This is a genomic window from Sphingomonas sp. NIBR02145 (assembly GCF_027359115.1).
Taxonomy (GTDB): domain Bacteria; phylum Pseudomonadota; class Alphaproteobacteria; order Sphingomonadales; family Sphingomonadaceae; genus Sphingomonas; species Sphingomonas kyeonggiensis_A.
The window spans coordinates 4,866,626-4,881,130 of record NZ_CP114791.1 but is presented as its reverse complement, the minus strand read 5'-3'; the positions used below and the strand labels follow the sequence as shown (position 1 = coordinate 4,881,130).

Annotated in this window: 2 protein-coding genes; both read left to right on the top strand. The window is 68.7% G+C overall.

Going from position 1 to position 14,505, the window contains the following annotated elements; translation table 11 throughout:
• The first annotated feature begins 28 nt into the window (after window positions 1-28).
• Window positions 29-988 carry a helix-turn-helix transcriptional regulator gene (locus tag O3305_RS22525; protein WP_269574510.1) on the top strand — a complete coding sequence of 320 codons (960 nt, stop codon included), beginning with the start codon at window positions 29-31 and terminating at the stop codon, window positions 986-988.
• A gap of 163 nt (window positions 989-1,151) precedes the next feature.
• The gene (locus O3305_RS22520; protein WP_269574509.1) at window positions 1,152-14,408 is read left to right on the top strand and encodes an autotransporter-associated beta strand repeat-containing protein; all 13,257 of its coding nucleotides are present in this window, start codon (window positions 1,152-1,154) and stop codon (window positions 14,406-14,408) included.
• Window positions 14,409-14,505: the final 97 nt, after the last annotated feature.

Here is a 14,505-nt window from a genome sequence, read left to right as displayed (position 1 = left end):
CGGAAACAAAGAAACTCGGGGGTGTAGTTTGGCGTCGCAACCTGTTCGCGTACACCGTTACACGACCGCCCAGATCGACGCCAAGGATCGCCACGAAGTGTGGCTGAGCCATTGGCCGGGCATGACGCCGCTCTACCATACCGAGCCGCTCGAGCAGTTCCGCATCTCCAGCAGCATCGCCCAGCTCGGCGAGATCGCGCTGGTGTTCACCGACATCTCGGCCCAGCGCTGGCGCCGCGACAAGCGGCTGGTCGACATGGGCAACGACTCCATGGCGCTGACCGTCAACCTCGACGGCAAGGCGGCGGGCGTGGTCGGCAAGCAGGCACAGGACTGGGTGCAGATGCCCGGCTCGGCGGTCATCGTCGATCGCCAGCAGACCTCGATCCATGATTCCGCCGGCGGGCGCAGCATCTCGCTCAGCGTGCCGCGCCATCTGGCGATAGAGGCGGGGCTCGATGTCGCCAGCCTGCACGGCACGGTGCTCAATCCCGCCGAGATCGCGATGTTCACCTCGCACGCGATGCAGATACGCGAAGCCCTGCCCCGCTTCAGCGAGGAAGACGCCCCCAGGCTGGGCAAGTCGATGCTCGACGTGCTGGTGCTCGCGCTGAAGGGCGCCAGCCGCACCGAGGCGCCGGGCTTCCGCGAGGATCCCGCGACCCTGGTGCTGCGCGCACGGAACGAGGTCCAGGCGCATCTCGGTTCGCCCAGCCTGACCGTCAACAATCTCTGCCGCAAGCTGGGCGTGTCGCGCAGCACCCTGCACCGCTTGTTCGAAGCCGGCGGTGGCGTGCAGGCCTATATCCGCGACATGCGGCTGGAGGCCGCGCGCCAGGCACTGCTCAACCCCGAGAACCTCGAGCGGATCGGCGATCTCGCCGAGCGGCTCGGCTTCAGCGACGCCGCGCATCTGAGCCGGCTGTTCAAGGCGCGCTTCGGCGAAACCCCCAGCGATTGCCGTGCAAGGGCCGCGCTAACCCGTTGATGTCCCAAAGCGGGAGTTGTCCTCCCGTGCGACATCGGTCCAAATCGGTGAGACGGCTGTTCAACAGCAAAACCCCCATCTGGGACTAAGGGATTTCCCTATGTCTGCCGTGTGTCGCGTGGAGTCGGGGCGCACGGTCATTTGATTTCGGGGGCTTTTTCGAATGATCGATCGTGGCAATGGCGCGCGTGCGTCCAAGGCGGTTTCGGTGCGCGTGGGTCGTGAGGCGCTGCTCCGCAAGGCGCTGCTCGGCTCGACCGCGCTGATCGGCATCACGCTGGCAACGCCGGCGCTCGCCCAATCGACCAGCCCCGCCGGCGGCGGCACGATCTCGGGCTCGGGCACCTATACCGACGATACCGCGACCAATGGCGGCGTGATGGTGGACAACACCCAGAGCTCCGGCGTCACCATGACCGGCGTCACGATCGACAACACCACCGGCAACCCCAATGGCAGTGCCTACCGGCAGAACGCCGGGAGCGGCCAGAGCGCGGTCCTCTACACCGCGGGCGCCAACTCGCTGCGCAGCGACCAGAACGGCGCGGCGCTGTTCATGCAGGCCGGCGGCGGCAACCTGACCTGGGCGATCGGCCAGTTCGACACCAGCTCGACCACCGACCTGAACGCGACCTTCGGCGCCTATCTGGTCGCCACCGGCTTCATCAACGTCGTCGATTTCGGCACGGTCAGCAGCCTGCGCAACGTCACCGGCATCAGCGGCGACACCGGCATCTATGCGACATCCACCACCGCGACGGTGGACCTGTCGCTCAAGGCGCCGACGATCTCGGGCTTCGCCACCGGAATCAACGCCCTGTCCGCCACGGGCGCCAACGTCACCACCACGGGCGGCACGATTACCACGCTTGCCAACGGCACCGGCATCGCCGCTTCGGCCAGCAACGCCATCGCCGCCGTCAACGTCACCTCGGGCTCCGCGATCACCACCAGCGGCACCGGCATCGGCATCAACGTCACGTCGAGCAACACGACCAACAGCGTCACGACCACGGCTGGCGGCACGATCAACGGCGGCAGCGTCGGCATCCAGATGAAGTCGGCGCAGTCCGGGCAGACGAACACGGTGACGGTCGGCGCCGCCATCGGCAATTCGACCCGCCCGAGCGCGGGCGTCCTGTTCAACACCGCCGGCGCGATCGGTGGGCTCAACACCGTCTACGCGAATGCGGATATCCTGGCGGGCAATGGCAGCTACGCGATCGGATCGGGCTGGACCAACACCGACCTGGTGGTGAACGTGGCATCCGGCGTCACCGTATCGAGCCAGGGCAGCAGCGCGATCGGCGCCGGCCATGACGTCACCATCGTCAACAACGGCACGATCAGCGCGACCGCCGCCGGCGGCACCGGCGTGCGCAATTCGCAGGGCCCCTCGACGGTCACCGTGACCAACAACGGCACGATGACCGCCGGCAGCGTCGTGGTCTGGGGCGCGGCGACGACCAACATCACCAATTCCGGCACCCTCACCGCGACGAACAATTCGGCGATCATCTCGGGCCGCGGCGGCACGATCACCAACAACGCCAGCGGCCACATCACCGGTGGCTCGGCCGCCAATGGTTGGGCGATCCGCTTCGACAGCAGCACCTTCTCGCCGGGCCAGACGGTCAACAGCGACGGCCAGATCACCGGCGGCGGCGCCGGCGCGATCCGGATCGACGCGACCACCGCCTCGACGCTCAACCTCAACGCCACCTCGCAGACGACCGGCCTGATCAGCGTCGTCGGCAGCGGCGCGACCACCGTCAACCTCGCCGGCGCGCTTGTCGGCGACTATGACGGCAGCGGCTCCACCGGCGCCCAGAACTTCCGGCTCGGCGCGAACGGATCGATGCAGAGCGCAGATTTCGGCTCGGGCAACGACACCTTTACCTGGGCCGGCGGCGCCTTCAGCGGCACGATCGACGGCGGCACCGGCACCGACACCTTCGCGGTGGATGTCGGCTCGTCGACCAACAAGACGCTCAATCTCACCACCGACTTCGCCAACCTCACCAATTTCGACGCCTACAGCCTCGTCAGCGGCAACCTGACCCTGACCGGCAGCCGCAACGGCGGCGCGGGCTGGACCGTGGCGGGCGGCAACGCGACGACGTTCATCCTCAACGGCTCGCTGACCAATATCGCCGGTGTCGGCGTCACGCTGACCACGCCGGACCTGATGTTCGTCCAGTCGGGCGCGCAGCTGAGCGCGACCGGCGACGTCATCTATTCGAGCGGCACCGGCAACAACATCCAGAACAGCGGCACGATCACCTCGGGCACCGGCGCCTCCTCGGCTATCGCGATCGGCAGCGGCACGGTCGATAACTATGGCACGATCACCTATGCCGCCGGCGGCTCGATCACGACGCAGGGCAACGGCGTCCTTGCCAGCACCAACCAGCTGTCGCTCGGCAACCACACCGGCGCGAGCCTCTATGGCCGCTGGGACGGCGCCCGCGCCAACAACGGCGCCTATATCGTCAATGACGGCCTGATCCAGGGCGACCGCTTCGCCGGCGTCGAGATCAGCGGCACCAGCGTCGTCATCAACAACGCCACAGGCCGCATCTATGGCGCGACCGGCGAAGGCACGGGCCTGCTGATCAACAGCGGCGCGGTGCAGGTCACCAATGCCGGCCAGATCGTCGGCGCGGGCACCGCGGGCATCAACAATGTCGGCAGCGGCCTGCTGAGCGTCAGCAACTCGGGCACCATCGCCACCGGCACGCTCGACGGCTCGAACAACTATGTCCAGGGCGGCACCACCACGGCGATCCGCACCGGCACCGCCAACATCACCAATACGGGCACGATCCGGGGCGCATCGGGCGGCATCGCTGCCACCGGCGCGCTGACGCTGGTCAACATCGGCATGATCAACGGCGTCGGCGCCGGCACGCTGGCCCTCAATGCCGTCGATGTCGGCGGTGCCGCGAGTATCCTCAACGCCGGCGCGATCAGCGAAGGGACGAACTTCGCGATCAGCGCCACCGGCGGCGGCACGATCACCAACGCGGTGGGCGCCTCGCTCGGCGGCGGCAGCGATGCGACCAACGGCTATGCGGTGTTCCTGAACGGCGGCACGACCTTCAACAACTATGGCCAGGCGGGCAGCGGCACCGGCAGCACCGTGCTGACCGGCAGCACCGGCGGCACGATCAATCTGTTCGCCGGCTCGGCCAGCGGCCGGATCACCGGCGGTGCGGGCAACGACACGCTGGCGATCTACACCGGCCAGACCAACGCGAGCGCGGTCACGCAGGGCTATACCAACGCCGTGACCGGCTCGGCCGGCACCGTGACGCTGCAGAGCAGCGGCGCGCTGGCGGCGGCGACCTATGGCGCGATCGACCTGGGCGGCGGCAGCGACACGCTGCAGCTGCGCGGCACCGGTACCGGCGCAGATGCAGGCAGCTTCTCGCTCGCCACCTCGACCGGCGCCGAGACGATCACCAAGCTCGACAGCGGCACCTGGACGCTCACCGGCGCAGCAGTGGTGCCCGGGATCACCGTCAATTCCAATGGCGGCACCCTGCTATTCCAGGGCACCAGCGGCATCGGCACGATCAACGCGAACGGCGGAATCGTCCTCGCCAACGGCGCCGGCGCGTTCGGCAGCGCGGTCGTCCACCTGCTCACGTCGAACGTCCAGTTCGGCGCATCGGGCGTCTATGCGAACAACTTCGTGCTCGACGTTCCGGCGGTGCTGAACGGCCAGCCGGCCGTGTTCGAGAACCTGTTCGGCGGCAACGCCATCCTGAGCGGCAGCATCACCTCGGGCAGCGGCACCAACGCCGCCGGCCAGGCGATCGGCACCTCGCAGGCGGTTACCTTCGCCGGCATCGGCGGCAGCCTGTTCAACCTGACCGGCACCGGCAACAGCTGGACCGGCATCACGACGATCGGTTCGGGCGTGACCGTGCGCGGCTCGACCAGCGCGATCTCGGGCGGCAGCATCACCAACAACGGCACGCTCACCTATGCCCAGTCGGGCGCCAGCTCGAGCGCCAAGGTGATCTCGGGCACCGGCGCGCTCCGGGTAGAGAGCGGCCAGGTCACGCTGACCGGGTTCAACACCTATACCGGCGGCACCACGGTCGCCGGCGGCACCCTCCAGGTCGGCGATGGCGCCGCCAGCGGGCGCATCACCGGCGCGATCACCGTCGATTCGGGCGGCACGCTGATCTTCAACCGCACCGACAATTACGACTTCACCAGCGCGATCAGCGGCGCCGGCGACGTCCAGGCACTCGGCACCGTCTCGCTGAGCGGCGCGATCACCAACACCGGAAACCTCACCGTGGATTCGGCCACCGGCGGCCAGGTCACGCTGACCGGCGCGCGCAGCGGCGCGGCTGTCTCCGCCGTGACGCTGGCCGGCGTGGGCAACGTCCTGCGCGTCGGCCTCTCCGGCTCGGTCGCGGGCGGCCAGTATGTCGGCGTGCGCCTCGGCGGCACCAATGACGGCGTCGACAATTTCGGCGCGATCACCAACACCGGCACCGGCGGCGACAATGGCTATGGCGCCGCGATCGCCGTGGTCGCGACGAGCGGCACCAGCACGATCAACAATGGCTCGGCGAGCAACTCGACCGCGACGATCAGCGGCCAGAATGCCGGCATCAACCATGTCGCCTCGGGCGGCATCGTCGCCACCGGCGCGTTGAACGTGAACAATTACGGCCTGATCGCCGGCAACCTCTACAACGCGATCGAGAACCAGGGCGGCTCGGGCAACCTCTCGATCAACAACTACGGCACCGGCCGCATCGTCGGCCAGGGCAATGCCGGCGGCGGCAACGGCATCGGCATGGGCGGCACGGGCACGCTCGGCCTGGACAATGCCGGCCTGATCGTCGGCCGCTCGAACGGCATCGCGACCGGCGGCACCGTCAACATCACCAACCGCGGCACGATCGCCACCGGCACGCTCTCGGGCGGCACCACCGGCACGCTCACCGCCGGCGGCGGTACCGGCATCCAGGCCATGGGCGGCACGATCACCAACCAGGCCGGCGGTGTGATCCAGGGCTCGTTCCTGAACGGCAGCGGCGCCGACACCAACGCGATCTCCTCGTTCGCGGCGACCACCGTCAACAATTCCGGCCAGATCCTCGGCGCGGCGCTCGGCTCGACCTCGACCGTGCGCGCCAATGGCGTCTATCTCGCTAGCGGCCTCGGCACGGTGACCAACAATGCCACCGGCCTGATCACCGGCAGCTGGGACGGCGTCTATCTCGCCAGCGGCGGCTCGGTGACCAACACGGGCACGATCTCGGGCTATAGCGTCAACGGCATCGAAGGCGCCGGCACCGTCACCAACAATGCCGGTGGCCGTATCTTCGGCGGCGGCGTGGGCGTGAAGCTGGCCGCAGGCGGCACGGTGAACAACAGCGGCCTGATCGCCGCCGCAACCTATGACTCGCTGGCCAACACCTATACCGCGAGCACCGGCATCGGCGTGTCGCTCATCTCGGGCACGGTGATCAACCAGTATAACGGCACGATCACCGGCGCGACCGGCGTCAGCGCGACCGGCACGCTGAACTTCAACAACAGCGGCGGCACGATCATCGCGTCGACCAATGCCGGCCTGAACGTCGCGGGCACCAGCAACCAGCTCTTCAACTCCGGCACGCTCACCGGCGGCAGCAACGCCACCCAGGGCTATGGCGTGCGCTTCACCAGCACCTCGACCGGCAGCCTCAACAACCAGACCAACGGCCTGATCAGCGGCGGCACCGGCGGTTTCCTGGCGGGCGCCGCCACCGGCGTGAGCGTCGACAATGGCGGCGCCATCGTCGGCCTCGACAGCGGCAGCCGCGGCATCTACTTCTCGAACGGCAGCGCCATCGTCACCAACCAGGCGGACGGCGTGATCGTCGGCCAGGGCTGGGGCATCTCGGTCTCCGGTACCGCGAACATCAACAATAGCGGCTTCATCGGCTCGGGCACGCTGTCGGGCGGCACCACCGGCACCTTCACGGTGAACGGCACCGGCAACGGCGTGGTCTTCAACGGCGGCTATTTCAGCAACAACGTCACCGGCACCGTCACCGGCGGCAATTACGGTGTCGCTTCGGGCGGCACCACCGCGGCGAACATCGCCAACGCCGGCACGATCACCGGCGGCACCTATGCGATCTATCTGACCGGCAACAACGCCGACACGGTCAGCCTCTACGCCGGCTCGACCACCAATGGCGCGATCGCGCTCGGCAACGGCGACGACACGCTCAACTGGTATGGCGGCAGCTTCACCAGCATCAATGGCGAGGGCGGCAACGACCGCTTCGCCGCGACCGTCTCCGCCCCGGCGACGCTCGACCTCTCCACCCTCACCGGCTTCGAACAGCACAGCCTGAACGGCGGCGGCACGCTCACCCTGACCGGCACCCAGGCACCGACCGAAGGCGGCTGGAGCGTGAGTGGCAGCAATCTCGTGCTCGGCGGCACCGCGAAGCTCGAGATGACCGGCACGGGGGTGACGCTCGTCAACGCCGACGCAAGCCTGGCCGTCAACGCCGGCGGCCAGCTGATCGCTCATGACGCCTATGCCGTCGCCTCGTACACCGGCGGCGGCGTGACCAATGCCGGCCTCATCAAGTCGACCGGCAGCGGCTTTGACGGCGTGATCACCAATGGCGGCACCGTCGACAACCAGGCCGGCGGCCGGATCATCGCGGCGGGCAACGGCGTCACGCTGCAGGCCGCGGGCACCACGCTCACCAATGCCGGTGTCATCGCCGGCCAGGCCAATGGCGTGATGGGCAGCGACGACTATCAGACGCTGACCAACACCGGCGTCATCGTCGCGGGCACCGCCGGCGACAACGCCACCGCATATTGGCAGACCAATGCCAACCTCAGCACCGGCGACGGCGTCCGCTTCACTGCGGGCGGCTCGGTCACCAACGTCGGTGGCTATGTCAACGGCAACACCACGGGCATCATCGTCGGCGGCGCCAATGGCGTGACCATCTCGGGCGGCGCGGCCACGATCGAGAACTCGGGCACGCTCCAGGGCAATAGCGGCTACGGCATCTCGATCGACACCGCCGGCGGCGTGACCTCGACGATCACCAACCATAATGGCGGCGCGCTCGTCGGCGGCACCGGCTCCGCGCTGCTCTCGGGCGACGGTACGGTCAACATGACCAACGAGTACGGCTCGTACATGTACGGCAGCATCGTCTCGACCGGCAACGGCACCCGCAACATCGATCTGTCGGGCGTGGTCTATGGCGACTATGACGCCTCGTCGGGCGCGGGCGTCGACAATGTCATCTTCCGCGGCGGCTCGATCTACAACGCCAACCTTGGCGACGGCGACGACAGCTTCACCTATTTCGGCGGCACCATCAGCGGCATGGTCGACGGCGGCGCGGGCAATGACTGGCTGTACGCCGACTTCGGCGACGCCGGGACCAGCGTCTCGGTCAGCCTGGCCAACTTCATCGGCTTCGAGAATCTCGGCCTCGTCTCGGGCGACATGACCCTGACCGGCCCGAGCGCCAATCCGGGCCAGTCGATCAGCGCCGGCGTCCGCGGCATGCCCTCGGGCACCATCACCTTCGACGGCACCAGCGACCTGACCGGCGACATCTGGGTCAATGGGGGCACGATCCGCGCGGCGACCGCGGGCGCCTTCGGCACCGGCACGATCCACATGGTCGATCCGACCGCGGTGTTCGGCATGACCGGCACCTATGCCAACAATATCGACCTGCAGGCGGTGGACACGGTCAACGATCCGGCCGTGCTGCGTGCCGAGACCGGCGTCACCGCGACGCTGACCGGCGCGATCACCGAGAGCCTGGCCGGCCAGAACCTGGTCTTCCAGGGCAGCATGGGCTCGGGCCTCGTCCTCACCAACGCCGCGAACGACTGGACCGGCACCACCACCATCTCGGCTGGCGCCTCGCTCGCCGGCACGTCCGACACGATCTCGGGCGGCGATATCGTCAACAACGGCCTGCTGACCTACAATCAGGCCGCCAACGGCACGGTCTGGCAGGACATCACCGGCACCGGCAACTTCGTGAAGACCGGCACCGGCGACCTGACGCTCGCCGGCACCAACAACTGGACCGGCACCACCACCGTCAGCGGCGGCACGCTGATCGGCACCACCGACAGCATCTCGGGCAGCAGCGTCACCATGTCGGGCGGCTCGCTCTACTTCCAGCAGGCGAACAGCGGCACCTTCGCGGCCAATATCTCGGGCAGCGACGGCGGCGTCTTCGTGAAGGGCCTGGCGGCGGGCAACACGCTCACCTTCTCGGGCAACACCAACTATGTGGGCAGCTTCACCGTCGTCGACGGCTCGGCGATCGCCTTCACCGGCTCCGTGAACAGCGGCGCCGGAGTCAGCGTCGCCCTTGCCGGCGCCGGCAGCAGCGTGACCAATTCGGGCACGATCACCGGCGTGCGCGCGATCGACGCGATGGCTGCGGGCACCAGCGTGACCAACCTCGCCGGCGGCACGATCGACGGCACGTCGGACAGCGCCGCGGTGTTCTGGAACGGCGGCACGCTCAGCAACGCCGGCACGCTCACCGCCTCGGGCAGCCTTGCCACGGTCTACATGGCGGGCGCGACGGGCAGCGTCACCAATGCCGCCGGCGGCAGCATCACCAGCACCGCGAGCACCGGCCTCAACATCTACACCGCCAGCTTCACGCTGGACAATGCCGGCCAAATCAGCGGCTTGACCGGCGTCTATGTCGGCACCGGCACCAGCGGCACGCTCACCAACCAGGCGAGCGGCACGATCACCGGCACCACCTATGGCATCCAGACCAACAGCGCGGGCCTGACGATCGACAATTATGGCTCGATCTCGGGCGGTTCGGCGACGAGCGCCTCAGCGGTCCGCGCAGCCGGCGCCAACGTCACCGTCATCAACGAAGCCGGCGCGACGATGAGCGGCTGGCGCGGCATCGTGACCACCGGCGCCGGCGCCACCGTCACCAACTATGGCACCGTCACCGGCATCGCCGACAACGCGCTGAGCCTCGATGGCGGCGGCACCGGCACCAACGCGCTGGGCGGCATCCTCAACGCCACCGCCCCCGGCGGCTGGGGCATCTTCGTCAACAACACCGGCACCGCGATCAACAACGGCACGATCAACGCCGATATCGGCATCGCCTTCGCCGGCAACGGCACCCACACCGCCACCAACACCGGCACGATCAACGGCATCAGCGCCGGCGTCGCGACCTGGACCGGTGCTTCGGCGGCGAGCCTGGTCAACAGCGGCACGATCGCGGCGACCACCGGCGCGGGCATCAACTATGTCTCGGGCGGCTCGGTCACCAATTCGGGCACGATCACTGGCGGCACCGCCGGCTATGGCATTGCCACCACCGGCGCGACCACGATCACTAACCAGTCGGGCGGCAAGATCGAGGGCGGCCTCGGCGCGCTCTACCTGGACGGCGCCGCGGCGATCACCGTCAACCTCGATGCCGGCTCGACCACGATCGGCACGATCGGCTCGGTCGGCACCGGCGATCGCATCGTCAACATCAGCGGCACGCTGACCGGCAACTATGTCGGCGGCGACGGCGCCGATGCCCTCACCCTCGATACCGGCGCAGTCTTCAACGGCACGCTCAGCGGCGGCGCGGGCAATGACACGCTGGCACTGGTCGGCACCGGTTCGGGCACGCTCGGCGCCGTCACCGGCTTCGAAAGCGCTACCAAGTCGGGCACCGGCACCTGGACGCTGGCCGGCGCCAACGACGTCGCCAGCTGGACCGTCACCGGCGGCACCCTGGCCACTGGCGGCGCGATCGACAACGCCGCCTCGGTCAACCTGGCGGCCGGCGGCACGCTGCAGCTTACCGCCGACGAAGGCATCGGCACGCTCTCGGGCACGGGCACCGTCTCGCTGGGCAGCCTCACGCTCGGCCTGTTGGCCGGCACCAGCAGCTTCGCCGGCGCCCTGACCGGTACCGGCAACCTGCTGATCGACGGCGCGAACCTGACCTTCGGCGGCACCGCCGGCTATACCGGCGTCACCCAGGTCAACTCGGGCAGCCTCACCCTGGCAGCCGGCGCGAGCTTCGATCCGGCCTCGACGCTGATCGTCGGCACCGCCGGCACGCTCGATCTGTCCACCATCGGCATGACGGTGTCGCAGGCGACGCTGAACGGTACGCTGAACGGCGCCGGCACGCTCACCGCCACCACGATCGCGCTGAACGGCGCGACCGTGAACGGCAACCTGTCGGGCGCGGTAGGCAACACCGGCGGCGTCTCGCTGCTGAACGGCACCATCAGCGGCGGCAATGTCTCGGTCACCGCAGGCACGCTGCGCCTCGGCGCCGCCAACCGCATCGCCGACACCGCCGAGCTCGGCGTGGCCCAGGGCGCAACCTTCGACCTGCAGGGCTATAACGAGACTGTCGCCGTCGCCGGCATCGCCGGCACGCTGGCGGGCACCGGCACCCTCACCGCCAGCCAGTACAAGCTGAGCGGCGCGACGGTGAACGCCAATCTCGGCGCGGGCACGCTGGTCAACCTGGCCGCCATCTCGACGCTCAACGGCACGCTGGCCGGCGACGCCGTGGTCCAGGCTGGCACGCTCAGCCTCGGCGCCTCGGATCGCATCGCCAATGGCGCCACGGTCTCGGTCGCTTCGCTCGCCACGCTCAACATCGGCGGCTTCAACGATACCATCGGTACGCTGGAGCTGGCCGGAACGCTGAACGGCACCGGCACGCTCACCGCGAGCCAGTACAAGCTGACCGGTGCGACGGTGAACGCCAACCTCGGCGCGGGCACGCTGTTCAACCTGGCCGATACCTCGACGCTCAACGGCATGCTGGCCGGCGACGCCGTGGTCCAGGCTGGCACGCTGAGCCTCGGCGCGGCGGATCGCATCGGCAACGCCAGCACGGTCGCGGTCGCATCGGGCGCCACCTTCAACATCGGCGCCTTCAACGATACCATCGGCACGCTGGCGCTGAGCGGCACCCTGGCCGGCACCGGCACGCTCACCGCGAGCCAGTACCTGCTCAGCAACAACGCCGTAGTGAACGCGAACCTTGGCGCGGGCACCCTGTCGAACCTCGGCGGCACCTCGGTGCTGAACGGCACGACGGCGAGCAACGTCTCGGTCCAGGCCGGCACGCTGCGCCTCGGCGCAGCCAATCGTATCGTTGATACGGCAACGGTGGCGGTGTCCTCGAACGCCATTTTCGACCTTGGCGGGAACAATGAAACGGTCGGATTGCTGGCACTTGGCGGCACCCTGTCGGGCACCGGCACGCTTACCGCGGCCGAGTATCAGCTCAGCACCGCCACGGTGAACGCCAACATCGGCGCCGGAAACGTCTACAACCTTGCCGGTACTTCGACGCTGAACGGAACGGTCGGTGCAGGCACGGTCGTCGTACAGGGCGGCACCCTGCGCCTCGGCGCAAGCGAACGTGTCGCCAACAATGCCACCCTCGGCGTCTCTTCGGGTGCAGTGTTCGACCTGGCGGGCTATACCGAGACCGTCGGCGGCCTGGCCGGCACCGGCACGCTGGCGCTCGGCGCCGGCAAGCTGGTCCTGTCGAACACCTCCGAGCAGAGCTTCGGCGGCGCGATCACCGGCACCGGCTCGATCGACAAGCAGGGCCTTGGCCGCCTCAATCTGGCGGGCACCTTCGCCACCACCGGTCGCTTCGACGTGACGGCCGGCACCCTCGCCTTCTCGGGCTCCACCCAGGGCGGCATCCGCGTCCAGGGCGGCACGCTGATCGGCTCGGGCACCGTGGCGGGCGCGCTGACGATCGCCTCGGGCACCTTCTCGCCGGGCGGCCTCAACGGCGCGCTGGGCACGGTCAACCCGATCGGCAGCTTCACCGTCGGCAGCCTCGTCGCCAGCGGCGGCAGCCTGCTCTTCGACTTCGGCGGGACGAGCTTCAACTTCGCCTCGGACAGCATCAAGGTGAACGGCACCGCGACGCTCTCGGGCGGCACGGTGGCGGTCAACGCGCTGACGTCGACGGCGAGCGACTATCGCTTCAACCAGCTCTACACGATCGTCCAGGCGAACAGCCTCACCGGCACCTTCGCCAATGGCAGCACTTTCGCCACGGTGGCGAGCAACCCGAACCTGAAGTGGCGCCTGCGCTACGATCTGGTTGCCAACTCGGTCATCCTCCAGGTCCAGAAGAACATGGAGTTCAACGACGGCGTGGCAGCGGGCGACACCAACACGCTGGCGGTGGCCAATGCGCTGAGCAACTCGACCACCGGCAATGCATCGGACGAGTGGGCGGCGACGCTCAACACGATCACCGCACTCGACACCACGCAGCGGGTCGCGGCGTTCAAGAGCCTCAGCGGCGAGGCGCTCGCCGACATCTCGACGGCGACGATCTCGGCGAACAACCTGTTCACCGACCTGCTCCGCCAGCGCGTCGGCGACGGCAGCGATGCCCTGGTCGGCGGTGGCTTCGCCAGCTCGAGCCTGGCCGATGTCCGCACCACCGCCACCTCGGGCAACAGCTTCGCCAGCGCCCTCTCCGGCGCGACCCTGCCGGGCACCGGTGCGGGTGGCGACACCAGCCGCGGCGGCATCTGGGGCCAGGTCTATGGCGGCTACCAGAAGCTGCTTGGCGACAATGTTCATGCCGGAGTGGAGAACACCACGGCGGGCGTCGCCATGGGCGTGGAGACGAAGCTCGATGGCTTCACCCTCGGCGTTGCCGGCGGTGTGGCGCAGATCGACTCCGACATGAACAGCCGGGGTTCGACCGTCAGCGGCAACCAGTATCAGCTGGGCGGCTATGCCAGCTATGATGCCGGCAGCCTGTTCATCGCGGCCTCGGGCAGCTGGTACTCGGGCGACTTCGACAGCCGCCGCACGCTCAGTCTCGGCGGCACCACCAGCCTGGCCACCGGCGACATCAGCTCGAAGGGCTATTCGTTCGGCCTCACTGGCGGCGTCCGCACCGAGCTCGGCAACGGCCTGCGCCTCGCCCTGATCGGCAGCGCGAGCAAGGTCCATGACAAGCGCGACGGCTTCAACGAGAGCGCCGCGGGCGGCCTCGGCCTCCAGGTCGCCTCGGCCAGCCGTGACCTGTTCACGGCCTCGGGTGAGCTCCGTCTCGGCGCCAAGGTCAAGACCGGCGCCGGCGAGGCGATGCCCTGGGTCAGCATGGGCGTGCGCTACAATTCGGGCGATCTCGACACCCTCGGCGCGATGCGCTTCGCGGGTGCTCCGACCGGCACGGGCAGCTTCGGTGTGAGCGGCGTGCGGATGGCACCGGTGCTCGGCACGCTCGGCGTCGGCATCGATGCCCGGGCCAGCAAGAATGTCCGCCTGGGCATCGCGCTGGAAGGTGCAGCCGGCGAGAACACCCGTGAGGGCCGCGCGTCGGTGCGGGTGAAGATCGGCTTCTAAGGGAGCTTCGGCGCGGCGCGCGGAGGGGTCTGGAATCCCGCTCTTCGCTGCCGTGCCGGCATCCGGCCTCTTTGGGGGGGGCCGTGGGGGCCCGCGC